15 protein-coding genes are annotated in these 16,357 nt (G+C 41.4%); 9 read left to right on the forward strand and 6 right to left on the reverse strand.

From position 1 onward, the window contains the following. Positions 1-370 precede the first annotated feature (370 nt). Positions 371-1,195 carry a nitroreductase family protein gene (locus tag ACX6CI_RS11780; protein ID WP_458778356.1) on the reverse strand — a complete coding sequence of 275 codons (825 nt, stop codon included), beginning with the start codon at positions 1,193-1,195 and terminating at the stop codon, positions 371-373. Positions 1,196-1,473: 278 nt separating this feature from the next. Next, positions 1,474-2,478 carry a hypothetical protein gene (locus ACX6CI_RS11785; RefSeq protein WP_458778357.1) on the reverse strand — a complete coding sequence of 335 codons (1,005 nt, stop codon included), beginning with the start codon at positions 2,476-2,478 and terminating at the stop codon, positions 1,474-1,476. A gap of 436 nt (positions 2,479-2,914) precedes the next feature. Here ACX6CI_RS11785 and ACX6CI_RS11790 point away from each other — a divergent pair, with 436 nt between their 5' ends. Next, complete coding sequence (locus ACX6CI_RS11790; protein ID WP_458778358.1) at positions 2,915-4,231, forward strand: MFS transporter; 1,317 nt, start codon at positions 2,915-2,917, stop codon at positions 4,229-4,231. A gap of 108 nt (positions 4,232-4,339) precedes the next feature. On the opposite strand, the gene ACX6CI_RS11795 is transcribed toward ACX6CI_RS11790, so the two are convergent. Both ACX6CI_RS11795 and ACX6CI_RS11800 read right to left on the reverse strand, forming a co-directional pair. After that, a complete protein-coding gene (locus tag ACX6CI_RS11795; RefSeq protein WP_458778359.1) occupies positions 4,340-5,191 on the reverse strand; it encodes a thymidylate synthase in 852 nt (283 codons plus the stop codon). Positions 5,192-5,283: 92 nt separating this feature from the next. Then, positions 5,284-6,144: a hypothetical protein gene (locus ACX6CI_RS11800; protein WP_458778360.1), complete on the reverse strand. Its 861-nt coding sequence runs from the start codon at positions 6,142-6,144 to the stop codon at positions 5,284-5,286. Between the two features lie 283 nt (positions 6,145-6,427). Here ACX6CI_RS11800 and ACX6CI_RS11805 point away from each other — a divergent pair, with 283 nt between their 5' ends. Then, complete coding sequence (locus ACX6CI_RS11805; RefSeq protein WP_458778361.1) at positions 6,428-6,937, forward strand: ferritin family protein; 510 nt, start codon at positions 6,428-6,430, stop codon at positions 6,935-6,937. Positions 6,938-7,319: 382 nt separating this feature from the next. Here the strand turns inward: ACX6CI_RS11805 and ACX6CI_RS11810 are convergent, their stop codons facing one another. Beyond that, positions 7,320-7,781 (reverse strand): DUF2721 domain-containing protein, encoded by a 462-nt coding sequence (locus tag ACX6CI_RS11810; RefSeq protein WP_458778362.1) that lies wholly within the window; start codon positions 7,779-7,781, stop codon positions 7,320-7,322. 790 nt (positions 7,782-8,571) lie between these two features. Next, positions 8,572-8,796, reverse strand: coding sequence for a citrate/2-methylcitrate synthase (locus ACX6CI_RS11815; protein WP_458778363.1), 225 nt, complete (start codon positions 8,794-8,796; stop codon positions 8,572-8,574). 411 nt (positions 8,797-9,207) lie between these two features. Here ACX6CI_RS11815 and ACX6CI_RS11820 point away from each other — a divergent pair, with 411 nt between their 5' ends. The 7 genes from ACX6CI_RS11820 to ACX6CI_RS11850 all read left to right on the forward strand — a co-directional run bounded on the left by ACX6CI_RS11820 (position 9,208) and on the right by ACX6CI_RS11850 (position 16,165). Next, the gene (locus tag ACX6CI_RS11820) at positions 9,208-10,077 is read left to right on the forward strand and encodes a phosphocholine cytidylyltransferase family protein (protein WP_458778364.1); all 870 of its coding nucleotides are present in this window, start codon (positions 9,208-9,210) and stop codon (positions 10,075-10,077) included. A gap of 5 nt (positions 10,078-10,082) precedes the next feature. Beyond that, complete coding sequence (locus ACX6CI_RS11825; RefSeq protein WP_458778365.1) at positions 10,083-11,180, forward strand: pyridoxal phosphate-dependent aminotransferase; 1,098 nt, start codon at positions 10,083-10,085, stop codon at positions 11,178-11,180. A 7-nt stretch (positions 11,181-11,187) separates the two neighbouring features. Next, complete coding sequence (locus ACX6CI_RS11830) at positions 11,188-11,820, forward strand: CDP-alcohol phosphatidyltransferase family protein (RefSeq protein WP_458778366.1); 633 nt, start codon at positions 11,188-11,190, stop codon at positions 11,818-11,820. A gap of 21 nt (positions 11,821-11,841) precedes the next feature. Beyond that, the gene (locus tag ACX6CI_RS11835; protein WP_458778367.1) at positions 11,842-13,128 is read left to right on the forward strand and encodes a hypothetical protein; all 1,287 of its coding nucleotides are present in this window, start codon (positions 11,842-11,844) and stop codon (positions 13,126-13,128) included. A gap of 293 nt (positions 13,129-13,421) precedes the next feature. Further along, positions 13,422-14,267: a metallophosphoesterase family protein gene (locus ACX6CI_RS11840; protein WP_458778368.1), complete on the forward strand. Its 846-nt coding sequence runs from the start codon at positions 13,422-13,424 to the stop codon at positions 14,265-14,267. Between the two features lie 177 nt (positions 14,268-14,444). After that, on the forward strand, positions 14,445-15,470 hold the full coding sequence (locus ACX6CI_RS11845; RefSeq protein ID WP_458778369.1) for a GTP pyrophosphokinase: 1,026 nt from the start codon (positions 14,445-14,447) through the stop codon (positions 15,468-15,470). Between the two features lie 47 nt (positions 15,471-15,517). Continuing rightward, a complete protein-coding gene (locus ACX6CI_RS11850) occupies positions 15,518-16,165 on the forward strand; it encodes a class I SAM-dependent methyltransferase (protein ID WP_458778370.1) in 648 nt (215 codons plus the stop codon). Positions 16,166-16,357 lie beyond the last annotated feature (192 nt).

Raw genomic sequence — 16,357 nt, forward strand, 5'->3', positions numbered from 1 at the left:
AAACTCACTGTAGCCACGAAGACTTTATACACCATATTTATGTAGTCAACAAGAGCAAACTACAACATATAGTGGTTTTTTACAATACACACACAGTTACAAGGAGTTCAATAAAAAGTAAATTTTTCAATAAAAATATTACTCAGAGACGAAATATTTACATCAATTACATGTTCCATCTGGGAAGCCTTGATAATACAGGAAAAAACAGGATGAGGGATATGACTGTTATAGACAAACGTATAAATACGTACGTTTTCTGAAGCAGCAAGACCTATTAATTATACCTTTAACCCTGCTGACCAGACCAATATAACTTAACGAGACCACATCAGGTAGTGGTCTCGAACTTATTACTATATGCACCATTCTATAAGCGCCATTCTATATTTGCATCTTTACGCTTGGGAATCCTTGCATATGATAATTGAGGATATCCAAGCATCATCGCTCCGTAGGATGAATGTCCGTCAGGCAAATTAAGAAGATCTTGCATGGGAGGATACGCGTTGGCCGCAGCATTAAAATAACCGGCCCAACATGCTCCCAGCCCCCTTGCACTTGCAGCAAGCTCTAAATGACTAAGAGCAATGGTACAGGAGGCCGGTGCCATTCTGCTCTCTTTTTCTGCATAGGCGACAATAACCATGGGGGCATCACGTAAAATTACATCCTCTCCTTTTTTCCAGCTCTCAAGGGTTACATCCAGATGAAGTGAGAGTGCAAACTCTTTCATATTGGTCAGCATATACTCCATCCAGCCTGCAACAGCTTCTTTCAGCTTTTGCAGCTCATCACTATCCGCAATCACCAACCAGTTAACACCTCCACTATTGTGCCCTGATGGGGAATAACGTGCAAGATCCAAAAGAGCTTCAACATCCGCTCTCTCTACCTGGCGTTTCTTATATTGTCTAATTGAACGTCTACCCTTAAAGAGCTGCTCGTTCTGCTCGCTGGAAACGCTTAGTTCTTTTCTGAGGGGGAGACAATCCGTCGCACGCATCTCCCGGTGATCAATGCAGCCAGCAGGACAAATAGCGACACAATGCCCGCAGTTAATACATCGTTCATCTGCATCATCCATGAGGACTGGATAATTATTTTCATCCATTTGGATTATTCGTGCAGGACAGACCATAACGCATAATTCGTCCTGTTTACAGCGTTCTCGATCAATGGTTAAAAGTGACAATGTGTAACCTCCCCTTTATAATTAACGCCTTGAAACATTCTCATCCAGAGTACAAACAAATAAGCGGCTCGTCCCTACAAAACTGAGGAACGAACCGCTTTACTTACAACTAGCCTGTCAATGTCGATTTAGTACCTTTCTTCTGAAAGCCTGTTATAAAAAACAGGTGGCGTATACTCCAAGAAAACTGGAGAACCTTTTAATATTAAGAACTTAAAATTACTTCCAGATAAGTGAACGCAGTGAGACCTTCGAGGCTCTTATCCCGCTTATCGGGGTTAGAATCTAACTCGAACACCAACACCAAAACGGCCATAATCATACAGTTGTCCCAGTTCGTCAAATGCGGAACGAATTTCAACAAAAAGAGAAGCATTCACATCTTCCGGCTCGCCATAAACTCTTGCGCCAAAGCCTGCTATTGCTTCAAATTGACTGTCTTCGGCCCTTGGATCAAAATTAGGATCGTCAGAACTATCGTCACCATCAGTGATCCAGCCACCAACACCAAGATCAACATAATATCTTGAACCAAAAGAGTACTCACCTAACAGATCGGCAGTAAATGCAGAGGCACCGTCATACCCTTCTATCTTAGGAGCTCCACCAACAAGACCAAGAACTGAAAACTGCTCATTAATCACATACTCCAGACCCACACGGCCAAAGAGATAGTGAGCCGGGTCAAACTGGCGATAGTACCCGGCATCTACGATAAATCGAAATGGACTTGCAGCGACAACTGGTGCCGCAACTACAGGCTCTTCTTCAACAGCAACCGGAGGTGGTGGTACTACAGCCACAGGAGGTGGTACCACAACAGGTACAGGCTGAACGCCCATCAAAGCGATGTTACCGCAACCAAGAGGAACACCAAAGGTGTATCTCTGTCCTTCATGGTCAATATCAAACTTAAAACCTTGAAAAGGTTTCTCATTTACCCAGGTAACGTCTTTAGCAACCCGAACAGCACCTTTTCCTTTTTTCTTAAAAAACATCCACTCAAACCAGCTACCTTTCTGAAAATCAACCTTCTCAATTTCAGCACTTGGCAACTGAGCGACAAATGGCTCATACAACTCAGGGTTTCCAGCTTTTTCAAATCCTTTTTTTACATCCTGATCCTGATCTACCACCATTGCCTGCAATGTATCCACAGTGGTCAGTGGTGGCTGATGAAATGGGCTCCGTCCTATCTCCATCAATCTGGTAGAAGCGTTTGCAGTACCAAGTCCCAGTACCAGCAGAGCAACTGTGATGACAGACATAATTATTCTGTTCAAAATTTTTCCTCCAATGTTAAAATTAATTATTATATATGTTTCATGAAATCTAACAAAATTCTTCTGCTCATCATAATTCACCTTACTCATTTTATCCAGTAAACAATCAGTAAAAAACCATAACTAAAAGTGTAATATTTTCACTTTCATATGTGCAATTTTCTCTTCAACCTACAAAGCTAATTTATCTCACTACCGCATCATATCGTTTTTAAATAACGAGGTATTAAGGAGATACAGTCACAAAAAATAATCGCAACTATATATTCCATGCTCTACATAGCAATTACGAGACCATATTTAACTTAAAAACAAGATACCTTTTGCTCTTGCGCCCAGTGTTGACAAAGCTGAAGAGGAAAAGTATTTTCCTTGTCTTTACTCCATATTAGATCATTTGATCACTGGATCATCCACTTCAACCCAGGCACACTTCATGAGCAATACGATTTCTTCAGCCAAAACCCAAAAGTCATATGAAGTTACCAAATGGTCCATATTTTCTATTCTGATACTTACCTACGTACTCGTCTATTTTCACAGGATGGCTCCGGGTGTGGTTTCAGAATATCTGATGAGTTCTTTTCAGATCACCGGTACCAAGCTTGGAACTCTTTCTGCCATTTATTTTTTTGTTTATGCGATGATGCAACTCCCCTCCGGTGTTATTGCTGATACCCTCGGCACCCGCACATCAGTGGTTTCAGGCAATCTAGTGGCAGGACTTGGTTCTATACTTTTTGGTCTTGCTCCCACCTTTGAAATAGCATGTGTCGGTAGATTTCTTGTAGGTCTTGGGGTTTCTGTTGTTTTTATTTCAATCATGAAAAACAATGCCGTCTGGTTCCATGAAAGAGTTTTTGGAGTTATGAGCGGCCTCACCCTTTTAATAGGCAATCTTGGATCAGTACTCGCAGCAGGCCCTCTTTCCATTTTACTTACTTACTATGAATGGAGGGTTGTCTTTATTGGTATAGGCTGCATCTCACTCATCCTTGCTGTCCTTGGATTTCTTATTGTGAGAAACCAACCTGAAGACATGGGCTTTAATTCACCAAACCAATATAAGGAAGATTCCAGCCAAAAGTCAGACACTCACTGGACCCACAATCTTTTATCTGTTATCACCTCACTGAAACTATGGCCCGGATTCTGGATTCAATTTGGAATGATCGGAGGCCTATATTCGTTTATGGGATTGTGGGGAGTCCCATATCTAAGAGATGTCCACGGCCTGGACCGCTCATTTGCCGCAAATCATATGACAACCATGCTGTTATCATTTGCATTCGGAGCGATCTTCTTTGGCTGGTTTTCAGATAAAATTGGTAGAAGAAAACCGTTACTTATCCTCTGTACCTTCTGCTACCTATCTCTACTTGTTGTCCTTACTTTTGTCCCCTTGGCCGCTGGTTATCAGACAATGTTACTCTTTGGAGCCATCGGATTTATCGGCTCTGTTTTTGTCCTTACCTTTGCAGCTGCAAAGGAAATTATGGATCCAAATCTATCCGGCATGGCTGTGAGTGTCGTAAATATGGGATGTTTTATCGGCACAGCCCTCATGCAGCCTGTTTTTGGTTATCTTGCAGATCTGTCATGGGACGGAACAACAGTAAACGGTATTCGCATCTATATGGAGCAGGATTATAGAAATGGTCTTCTGCTTATGATTATATTTGGGGTTCTGGCATTCTTGGGCTCTCTCCGAGTGCGAGAAACTTTTGCACGCAACCAGTACCACAAACAGTAAAAGGGCCAGAGAAGAACTCTGACCCTATTTCACCCAAAGGTTCTCATCCATCAGGACGACATCCAACACCGGAAAAACTTCGAATAGATACACATATTACTCAGCTTACTAAACGGCAAACTCGTATTTAATGCCGGGATGATGCTGGTAGTCCACCAACTCAAAATCATCTACCGTCACCCATGTTTCAAGATCTTCCAGGCTTTTAATCTTAGGGTTAATCTTTAGCGTAGGCTGTGGGTACGGTTCTCTTTTAAGCTGCACGTCTCGCAGTAATTCGAGCTGGTCTTCATAAACATGCACATTCACAATTTTGTGGAACGCCTTAGCTGCTTTGTGCCCTGTTATCTGAGCCATAATCATCAATAACCAGCCCACCTGCACCTGATTAAATCCGTGGCCCAAGGGCAGATCATCAGAGCGCTGGTATGACGTAAGATATAATTCTCCATCGAGCAAACTAAAGGTATGGGTGTGCATACATGAGTTCAGACAGGCCCGGTCCCGCTCTCCCGGGTTCATAAAGGTCATAATCTCACACCTATTATCAATACCCTGACGTAGATCGTTATAGACATTTAAAAGCTGATCCACCCGTTCATTTTCAGGATTACGCCAGTCCCGCCCTTGAGCGCCATAGCATCGGCCCATATCATCTTCGCCTTTGCGAAAAGGATTCGCCAGCCAGTCTGGATTGTCATTGGCATTCGCATTCCAGGTATTACAACCAATTGAGCGAAACTCCGCCGCACTCGTATAGCCACGTAAATAGCCAAGCATCTCAGCAATGGCTGCCTTCCAAAAAACTTTTTTTGTCGTTAAAACCGGCAGAACGCCCTCACTCACATCATATTCAAGGTCTGCATTTATAACAGTCAGGCAACGCTTGCCAGTACGTTTATTCTCAACCCACTTACCATGATCAACAACTCGTTGAACCAGGTCTAAATATTGTTTCATATAACCCCCTAAAATTCTTTATTTACTCACGACATAGTGACACAAATTATCATGATTCTCATGAAAGTAAAGTTCATTGAAAGTTCATGGCATCACAAACTTTGATAGAGTAGTGCATTCACAGTTTTCATCATCAACCAAAAGATAAGTACGGGCAAAAACAGGACCTGAATAAAAAAGACACCGAGATAAAGAAAGGTGAGTTTGAGCAGATTCTCAATAATAAGAGCTTTATTTTCAACAACAACCCCCACTGCATTTTTGAAATCAATCGTCTTATTTTTTAAATACTTCGCACTGCTTTCGATGGTTTTTATCATCCCGCTGTACTCAGGTATTTCTATTTCTTCAATGGTATCCAGCGAAACAGTACTATCGGACAGTTTTGCGTTGGCCTCAATTATTCTATCCTCAAAAAAGTTTTCCTGAAGGAATCCATTTGCAAGGGAAGATACGGAAAGACAGCACCGGCCAATCAAAACAATAATTATCAGATTCATTACTACCCTATACATAGCGTTGAATCTTTCACCCTTGCACCAAAGTATCACTGATAACAACAGGACTAAAATCGCCATCACAGAAGGAGCCAGAACCACACCAATTTCATGCATGATTTCCTGCACACCCAATGACGTAATAGACAACACCAACACATCCGAGAGCCTTTCCACCATGTCATTAATTGGATCAACTATCTGCCCTACGGCAAGTGACATGCCAATCCCCGCCGGTTCCAGTTGAACACTGGACTGTTGAATGACGGAAACAGTACCATTGATAATCCTGCACACGCCATAGCTCACTCCAGCTTTTGCTATGGAATCTTTAAAATAAGACTCTGCAGTTGAATCCAGGCCGGGCACTTTTATACCGGATGAAAAAAATAGACCGACGGAAAGCAACAAGCCCACAACCGTTTTCACTACTCTAATCTTATCTATGCTCTGCATATGGTTCACTCAAATCGTTATTACGGCGATCTTGCCAGTACACGGACATTTCCTCACAATTATTTCAACATATTTTCTCACATAAGTGAAGTAATGCAGGAGTTCACCGCACCTTACCTTCTCAAGCTGTTGCCCAGACTATTACGATGAGATTACAGCGGTACAACACTAACATTTATAATTATACGATGTATTGTGTGTTGATGCTGGACAGTGAATTAAACATTTGCTGAAGTATCATTTTACTTACACATGACTCTTAACCCAACAGAAAAGGAGCATTATGGATTCGATAACTATTTTTACAACGGCGCTCAAATATGAAGAGAAGATCCGTGATCTCTATTACTCTGCAGCTCAAACAATCGATGATGAACGTGGTAAGCTTATCTTTACATCGCTGGGAGACGATGAGCAATCCCATGTCGATTTTCTACTGTATAGCCTTGAACAATTGAAGTCTGATAAGTCTATTGATTCGGGCCTCCTCCAAACTGCAATTCCTGAGCTTGGGCTCATCAACAAAAACATTGAAAAGATGAAGGCCGAAATACCAGAGCAAATGTTAGGTTCTATCAAAACTGTATTAAACAAGGCACTCACACTCGAAAAAGAAACATCTGATTTTTACAGAGATGCAAGAGATAAAAGTGAGGGACCAATCAAGGATATATTAAGCAAATTTCTTGAAATAGAAGATCGCCACGTTGACGTGGTTCAGATCGAAATTGATCACGCGAATAATAGCGGCATGTGGTTTAATTTTATGGAAGTGAACCTTGAATCAGAGTGATAAACAATTGATATACTGAAAAACAGCTCATCTCTCATCGGTGTACACTTTTCATGTTTTTTAATAACTCTGTACACCGGTGAGTCTGATTTGCATTCCCCAGATGGTAGAGATACTCAGACACATGTATGATTATTCCAACGCTTGAACCTCTGAGTTAGAGACATACCTCTCCTGCATAACAGATCGGTACAGGTTATCGACATGCCCCTTTGCAATCCAGTAATAACCTGCAATTAAAACAAGCAATTCAATCACTTTGAATTGACATCAGCAACTTAAACTCCAAGCCAGAGTCTTAAACGTTCCATAAAAAGGCGTAAAACCATTGTTATAAATCTAATTTTAATGACATTACAGTGGGGGGAGAGAATGCGCTTGTTTAGTTGTTATGTACAGCAGAGTTACTGGGCTCCCCACCTATTTCAACCTTAAGGGCTGATAACGAAACATTCACATCCGCAATAAAAAATAAGAGGCCAGTAATCAATGCTCCCATGCAACAGATAAATATAACAACAATAAATAAAGCTGCCTCCACCTGAGCGATCTCAACTAAAAACAGGGCTATAACGAGAAAAGCCGCAAGCAGCAGACTCAACGAAGCAAAGGCAATCGCTGCACGGAGAATTCGTGCTCTACGCATCATAATAACAAGCTGATTGTCGATATTATTCTTTTTGCTATCGGAAAGCCCATGCTTTGACTCAGCAAGACTCCTGGAGCGATCGATGACACGACCAAAACGATTGGTTATTGACAATAAAACTAATCCGGCCCCGGATATTACTATTACGGGGCCAATTGCGAGTTGGAGCATCGGAACTATCTGGTCTAAATACATTTCTAATTCACCTTAATTTTGATCTAACGTAACGGGTACTACAATAACGACTTGTCCAGCAAGAAGCGACAGAAACCATACTCAGTATTCACATAATTTTTAAAGCTAATAACAAATGAATCTTTTGCGATTGAAAATTAAGTGTGCAAATTAGTTGTTTAATTCGATACGATCTGTAACCACTGTTATAGGGGAGTGTAAACAAAGACTTTGGAAAATGATGATACATATTTGGTTTGTAAAACGAGCTTTTGTTTGTCCGGCCGGCAAAACTCCAAACTCCCCGGATAGGAGAAAATTAAAACATCAGGTACATCAACTTGTATTTGATTACAATCACCTACCACATTGTCATAATTATTCTTTACATACCCAGCCCTATGGTCTAGCAGTCCATAATTTATAGGAAAGTTGGCCATAATAGTTGCTGATGGTGGGTAGTTATTTTCTATGTGCTGAGACACCTCTTCTTGTGTTTTTACAGCGTGAAGGTAACCCATATCTGCATCAAAATTAAACTCATCTGATGAGTAATACTGAAATGGTACAACAAGGCACAAGGCTGGCAGTATAAAGAGAGTATATCGAGCTAGGTGAAAGTTCAGCATTGATACTATTAAGCCAAAAACGATAAAGACACAATCTGGAAAAAATCTGTTGGAATGAAAATGAGACATAATCAGTATGCAACTGGAAAAAGTACCAACCGTGCCTTGCTTTCTGAACCAGGAGGAAAATACCAAGCAATAGAATGGGAGTAGATGATGAAAATATGCAGAGGATATTCTCTTTAGTTGCTCGGAATACCAAGCGATCTCAAAACGATTCCTGGGTAAAAATCAACATTTGCATAGATATTACGATCTATAAATAATTGGTCTTCAAGGGCAGTCTCTTCTAGGCCACGTGCAATGTCCAGTAGTGGATCAGTTATATTGAGATTTGTCTGCAACTTGTAGCACATACGCCTTAGTGATGCTAACTGGGGACAATTGAAGCTCTGCGGCAGGGGCAAATTTCTCTACCAGTATCAGAGTACGTCTCGAACGTTGTCAGACAGCATTTTTTTGAAGTAAATGGAAAAAGCTAATACCTGCACACAACCGTTTGTCATCGGCAAGTTACCCCTCGCTCAACTTTCTCATACCGGAGAAACAGACCGAAAACATTGACATGCCGACAATGTTAGAGTATACTAAAAAATCAATTTAGTGACATGGCCGTTCGTTTTTCTGATAAATCAACGTCCTTTTCTACCTCACATCTTGTGGTAGTTCTACTATCAGATTTCTGCCCTTCAGCTATCTCGCCTGAGCCAATCGGCACAAAAGAAAAGATATAGATCATATTTTTGCCGACCTCATTCGCACAACTCCGTGTTGAATTCCTGCACCTTATGGTTCGGCAATAATTCTGGAGGAATACAATGCAAAACAGAACTCTCCACGCTGATTTTGGCGGGGAACGGGTACATACGGCTTTGCTGCTTGCAGCAGGCACCGGTAGCCGTCTCTCTCCCCTAACAGATATGACCCCTAAATGTCTCGTCCATGTGAATCAATTTACGATACTGGAAAGACTCGTTCGCTCCCTTCAGGAGCATGATTTCAAGCGACTGGTCATTGTTGTCGGTCATCAGGAAGATTCGGTCCGTGAATATCTAGGAACGCGAGCAGGTGGGATGGAAATATCGTATATTACCAGTCCTCTTTACAAAACTACCAATAATATCTACTCGTTATGGCTCGCCAGAAAAGTCATTGATGAGCCGTTCATGCTCATAGAAAGTGATCTTGTCTTTGATGCCCAAATGCTAGAAGGCATGTTGATACCTGATCGTATAGCAGTTGCTAAGATACGGCCCTGGATGAACGGAACAACTGTGACAGTAAACGGAGAAAATGAGGTTGACGCCTTCCATTGTGGGATAAACAACCTTGATACAAGCCATTTCAAGACTGTCAACATATACGCCCTTTCCAGAGCAACCTGGGCGTTAGTTTGTGAGAAACTGGACTTGTATATCTCTAACAACTTAGTGAATGGTTACTATGAAACTGTCTTTGCTGATATGGTGAGTGAAGGGTCTCTCTCTTTCTCGCCCGTATTTTTTGACTCCAGTCTCTGGTATGAAATTGATACAATAGATGATCTGAGAGCCGCGGAGACCGTTTGTGAACTCTTCGATCTGCCACTAGACAAAACACCTTGCATCAGTGAGTCCAGTATGGTGATCCATTCCCCTGTTCTTGAAAGTGCTGTGTCATCAATCTCTTCACTAAAGGTTGTTCATTAAGAATTATGTCAAAGAAAACAACGGCTGCTACAGAGCGCTACGAGAATATTTCCAATCAACATGGTGGCTATTGGCGTGATGATTTTATAGATCACAATTATCTCTATAATCTCTATTTTCCGCCTGAAGATTTTTTTTGCCATTGTGCAGAAAACCTCCATCAGCTGGTTCTCAATTATCCTGTCGGTCAAAGTGAGATTGCGAACCTGACAAGTATGTTGATTCAGCAGCCACCTGATCACATAGTGGTCGGCAATGGAGCGGCAGAATTTATTAAGATTATTGCCGGGATGAATCGAAAAATGATTGTTCCGGTCCCGTCGTTTAATGAATATGTCAATGCCGCCCCTAAAGGCAAAGTTATTGAATTTCCATTGCAGGCACCGTCCTTTGAGCTTGATATCGATGCATTTGCAGATGAGGCTATTGCCAGAGAAGCGCGTATTGCTGTAGTTGTTTCACCCAATAACCCGACCTCCCTGCTGGTGCCTAAGACAGAACTGGTTCGACTGTTGAAAAAACTGGCAGATCATAACTGTATGCTCATCGTCGATGAGTCCTTTATCGATTTTGCGGAAAACGGTGAGAGTGAAAGCCTTGAAAATGACATTGGAGATTTTCAGAATCTGGCGATTGTTAAAAGTATGAGCAAGGCCTATGGCATCTGCGGAATACGCATAGGTTATCTCTTAACTGCTAACGCGGATTTTCGTGCAGAAATCCAACAGGGACTCCATATTTGGAATATAAATGGGTTTGCTGAAGAGTTTCTACGACGAGCGCCGCAGTATGTAGAGCAATTCAAAACGAGCTGCAAGAAAGTGCAGGAAGATCGAGACGAATTTTATACACTTCTCTCAGATATTCCAGGAATGGTAGTTTATAAGCCCGATGCGAACTATATCTTTTGCCGTCTGCCAGATGGTGGTCCTTCGGCTCCTGAAGTGACCAAAAGTCTGTTCACCGAACACAATATGTACATAAAACACTGTGAGGGTAAAACATTGCCTGATTCAGATCGTTATGTCCGTATTGCCAGTCGGACTAAGAAAGAAAACCGTGAACTTACGCAGGCATTACGCACTGTTCTTGAAGGTGTTTAGGTAAAGTATGAAAACATCGCAAAAAACTATACTTTCCTATGCTGGAGATCTTCCTAATATCTGTTCACTGGTTGGCCTTTGCTGTTCTCTAATGGCCATATATTTTTCTATTCTTGGTCTCTTCCATGCAGCAGTGATGAGTATGATCTGGGCTGTGTTTTTTGACTGGAGTGATGGCATTATCGCCAGAAAGATGAAAGGCCGTACAGAAGAACAGGGGCTGTTTGGGGCACAACTTGACTCACTTATTGATATTGTCAGTTTTGGTGTCTGCCCGGCACTGTTCCTACTTAGTTATGGCAATTTCAGTGCCTGGTACCTGCCAGGTGGTTTTTTCATACTTGCTGCCGGAGTCATTCGCCTCAGTTATTTTAATGTCTTTGGTTTGGTTGATACGTCGACCTACTTAGGCCTTGCTCTTGACAATAACGTTCTCCTGTTGGCTGTCGTCTTTTTGTTTAGCCCTTTAATGAGTCAGCACGCATTCTCGGTTGTACTCTATATCGTTCTCATGGTTTTGGCGGTGTTGAATGTTGCACCGATCAAAACACCTAAGTTTACTGGGAAATGGTTCTACGGCCTCACAGGCTTTACAGTGCTGATGTCGATATTATTTTCCTGGCAGTGGTATACCCTCTAACCGTTTAACGTGGTGAATATTATGAATATAAAAATGAGAAAACCAAGGCCTCGGTTAAGAGAATGTATTTCGAATAGTGATAATGACCTGGTCATATTTGGGACGGATAATTTTTCGCAATTCCCCAGGCGAGACAACTCCATTCGATCAAGCTGTGACCGGGCTCTTCCGGCGGCATCCAGGTCAGATCTGGTTGTCCTCCGTGGCAATCAGAACCGTGAGTATTTCAACTGGCTTCGTTCTTTGAGATTAGGGCCTGATAATGTTGTCACCTACAATCAGCTCTCCTCTGAATTTACCTTAGCAGAATGTATTATCAAGAACCCTGAACCGATAATACAGTGCATAGAAAAGACAGGCAAAAATCCTGTATACGTTCCATGGTATTCAGGAACGATGGAAGCGGAAGCCGCAAAAATTATAGGTGCAGATCTTTTTGGCGCAGCAGAGGCAACCACATTACAATACAACGACAAGTCTGAGTTCAAAATAATCTGCAAAGATCTGGGGATACCAGTTGTAGAGGGAACCTCTTTTGAGATTGATCCAGATAATAGCGACAATGGTCGTGATATGGGGCGCGTCATCCTCAGTATTCTATCAGAACATGACGAGGTTATAGTTCGTGGTACCCTGGGCGAATCGGGTATGTCGTTATACAGAACGACCGGAGGTGACATCCCGTACCTGTATGACAAAATAGCGTCCAGTGGTGAGAAGAGGGTAATTATTGAACCTTTTCTAGACGTAATATCAACACCTAATGATCAGTGGGCAATTGATAGAAACAGAACTATTCATCATCAGGGCCTGGCCGATCAGATTTGTGAAAATGGTCTGGTTCATATTGGCACCCAGAACTGTCCGCTACCAGCAAAACGGGTCTCTGATTACATCATGGAGACATCGCATACAATCGTCGAAAAGATGTGTGCATCCGGCTATACAGGTGTGCTTGGCATAGATTATATAGTTACCGGTGATGGTATCTACCCTGTTGAAAATAATGCCCGTTTTAATGGGTCAACATTTGTTCGCCTAATTCTCGATCAACTTGAAAAAATCCACTTCTCCACCGAATGCTGGAAATTTATCAAGCTTACAATCACCCCCTGTACTTTTTCAGAACTCATCAAAAGACTTGGACCACTGCTCTTTGATGGCAACAAACGCAACTCCGTTTTTCCATACAACTGCAATGCAATAGAATCAAACGGCTGTTTTTCGATCATTCTACTCAGCGAAGATTACAATCATCTTGTGCACCTTGAACACTCACTTCGTAAACGTGGAATTAAAAGAGCCTGATGAGGAGTTAATGCATAGCGTTGTACCCACAGCACCAGAAGTATTCACACTTATTTGGAGCGAAACAATGACAAAAGAACGTAAAAGTAACAGAGAAGGAAAGAAAAAAGCAACTCTGACCCCAAAAGAAAAAAAGGCTGCCAAAAGGGCAAAAAAAGATCCAACTATGAGTATCCTTAAAAGCTAGCACACTTAAGACATATCAGACCGATAACATGTATAATTTACCCGTTGTCCGTAGTCATTTTCTCGGTATCGGTTGACAATTCAATGCAACGGACAATGGGATATATATGAATGTTCTCCATATCTCGGATCTTCATTTTGGACCTCGACATTGGCTCGGGGACGATGATGTCCTTCTGAAAAAGATAAACTCCTATGATGCAGATATCGTAATCAACACCGGTGACAACACGACCGACGGACTTGAAGATGAGTTTGCAAAAGCGGGCAAGTTTCTGAGTGCTATTAAATGTGAACACGTCATTTCTACCCTTGGCAATCACGATAAGAGAAATATGCGCTCACATGAGCTTTTCCGTAAATATATCTCTGACAGGGAAATAATTCGAATAATTGAATCTGGTACAACCCGTAAAAAACACCTCTTCCTCAATCAGAGCATCACCAACGTGGATGATCATTTCACTGATGTAAATTTCGTTCAACTCGTTCAAGTAAATGGCATGAAGGTTCTATTGATCGGTATTGACTCAAACGAACTATACTGTGATGACGGATTTGTAGAAAAAGAGGTATTAAATGCTGTATCAGACGCGGTCAACCAGACCAGCCATGACCTGGCCCTTTTGCTGACACACTATTCAATATTGGGGACGGATGAATGTCCTTTGAAAAATTCAGCCGTTTTGATTGATTTTGTTCACCAGCATAAAATCGAGTTTGTCTTCTGCGGACATACCCATGATCTTGAGTTAATGAAAACCACTGATTTGTATCAGGGGCACTCTTTTAATCATTTCATGTGCGGCACCCTATCATCAAGCAATATAGAAAACAATGACAACATGTTTCTCTTCTATAAAGATTTAGGAACAGACCATATGAGCCTCGTTCTCATCAGGATTCATCTCAAGAATGGTCACATGCATTTTACAGAAGAAACAGTTTTTTAACTCCAGCACCAAGAGTTGCGAGAAAGTAGCTCAGAGATTCTTAGCACAACATTCATACAATACATCCTCTGATACAATTAATAAATTCACACATTCAGAGATGAAAAAATCATTTGAAACGGCTTCACAACAACTGTGGAGTTGTCTCAAGCAGAGTAAAAATACAACAACACCATAATGGCATCATCAAATTTTGAAAAAGAAAAACAGACCTTCATCGATTACGTCAATGACAATATCGAACTACTACGCAACGCCGAGTCATCCTTCTCAACACTCATACAATCACTTCTGGCAACCTCTCCAGAGTTATCGAGATCCACTGTCACCTCACGCCTGAAAAGCCGTAAAGAAAGCATTAAAAAGTTTTCCAGGAAGTACCAGTCGAAACTTGAGAAAGGAAAAGAAGCGTATGAAATAAAGGACTATATCACTGATCTGATAGGCGTTCGGATAGTCTGTCTGTATGAGAAAAACATTCAGGAAGTCGGAGATATCCTTAGCGACAACCTCTGTTTAATTGATTCTACGGATAAATCGCAGCTCATTGAACAGACAGAAAACACCTTTGGCTACAAAGGGCTGCATTTTGATATGAAGCTTGATGAGGCACGTGAAGCAATGCCTGAATACAGCAGATACAAAGACTTAGTCTTTGAGGTACAGATTCGCACAATCATTCAGGATGCGTGGTCCGTTTTAGATCATAAAATAAAATATAAAAAATCAATTCCCCACGGGTTGAAAAGACGAATTAACAGCCTTGCGGCACTTTTTGAAACAGCGGATAGAGAATTTTACAGTATTCAGGAGGAAACTGAGAAACTGGAACAGATAATAAAGGCTGAGTCAAAGAGTACCAATGCTGAAAATGAAGTCTTGGATGCATTCCATTTCGCGAAAATATCTGAGACCTATTTTCCAGGAACCCGCCTAGCCTCGCACAAGGTAGATGCACTGGTTGAAGAAATAGTCAAAATGAAGCAGATCACCAACGGCTTTTTTGAACAAGTGGTCAGGGATAATCTTGAAACAATAAAGGAATACCAAGAACTCCTTGATGGAAAACATACACTTACTCTCTATACCGTTATTCGGCATATCCTGTATTTTTGCGATAAGCCTTCATTTGCGCACATCTTATATGACAACCAAAGAAATTCTTTCGACAATTGGCTTGAAAAACAAAATCGGTCCGGTTGATAGGGCATCATGTTTTTCACTCCTAACCATTAACTATAAGGTATTGTATGCCTCCGTTGCGAATTCGTTATCAAACTATTGAGATTGAGGGTGTTGATATTCATGTCAGAACTCTACGGGATAACCAACAATATTCGGACCCGGATGGAAGGGCATCAAGTCTTGGAATATCATCTGCAATTTGGCCACTGTTTGGGATAGTTTGGGCTTCTTCAGAAGTGCTTGCACATCTCATGATTAATTATGAGATAGACGGTCTTCGTATTCTGGAAGTAGGATGCGGTATTGGTCTCGCCAGTCTTGTTCTTAATCATCGTTTAGCAGATATTACATCCACTGATTACCACCCGGAAGCAGAAGCATTTCTTCGAGAAAACACAAAACTCAATAATGGCCCGGATATTCCTTTCATACGTACTGCCTGGGGGGATACAAATACCAGCCTTGGTACATTTGATCTCATTATAGGAAGTGATCTCTTATATGATAGAGGCCATTCAGCTGAGTTATCACACTTTATAGAACAGCACTCGAACATACATTGCGATGTGATAATTGTTGATCCTGGAAGAGGACAAGCTTCCAGTTTTAGTAAAAAGATGAATCAGTTAGGCTATTCTAGCGGCAAAACGCAGATCTGTAATGACATTTTAAGAAAGGAGTTAAGGGGAAAAATAATGCATTATCACCGATAAGTCGTTTTTAATTCACTTGCTGTAGCATAACTGAGAAATGGTGCAACAACATTACCAGATCCTGAGAACAGACTCTAGATGAACCATGTGAAATGGTATATTCGTAGTGCCTCCTGATCCAGCATAACTCTTTATTTAGAGAGGCCCACAAGAATACAATCTGAAGCTAATATGATGTCATACAGAAGAAAC

The sequence above is a fragment of the Desulforhopalus glucosivorans genome (genome assembly GCF_054397165.1).

Coding starts and splice junctions, on each gene's coding strand:
- ACX6CI_RS11790 (WP_458778358.1), top strand. CDS start 2,915: ATGAGCAATACGATTTCTTCAGCCAAAACCCAAAAGTCATATGAAGTT.
- ACX6CI_RS11795 (WP_458778359.1), bottom strand. CDS start 5,191: ATGAAACAATATTTAGACCTGGTTCAACGAGTTGTTGATCATGGTAAG.
- ACX6CI_RS11800 (WP_458778360.1), bottom strand. CDS start 6,144: ATGCAGAGCATAGATAAGATTAGAGTAGTGAAAACGGTTGTGGGCTTG.
- ACX6CI_RS11805 (WP_458778361.1), top strand. CDS start 6,428: ATGGATTCGATAACTATTTTTACAACGGCGCTCAAATATGAAGAGAAG.
- ACX6CI_RS11810 (WP_458778362.1), bottom strand. CDS start 7,781: ATGTATTTAGACCAGATAGTTCCGATGCTCCAACTCGCAATTGGCCCC.
- ACX6CI_RS11820 (WP_458778364.1), top strand. CDS start 9,208: ATGCAAAACAGAACTCTCCACGCTGATTTTGGCGGGGAACGGGTACAT.
- ACX6CI_RS11825 (WP_458778365.1), top strand. CDS start 10,083: ATGTCAAAGAAAACAACGGCTGCTACAGAGCGCTACGAGAATATTTCC.
- ACX6CI_RS11830 (WP_458778366.1), top strand. CDS start 11,188: ATGAAAACATCGCAAAAAACTATACTTTCCTATGCTGGAGATCTTCCT.
- ACX6CI_RS11835 (WP_458778367.1), top strand. CDS start 11,842: ATGAATATAAAAATGAGAAAACCAAGGCCTCGGTTAAGAGAATGTATT.
- ACX6CI_RS11840 (WP_458778368.1), top strand. CDS start 13,422: ATGAATGTTCTCCATATCTCGGATCTTCATTTTGGACCTCGACATTGG.
- ACX6CI_RS11845 (WP_458778369.1), top strand. CDS start 14,445: ATGGCATCATCAAATTTTGAAAAAGAAAAACAGACCTTCATCGATTAC.
- ACX6CI_RS11850 (WP_458778370.1), top strand. CDS start 15,518: ATGCCTCCGTTGCGAATTCGTTATCAAACTATTGAGATTGAGGGTGTT.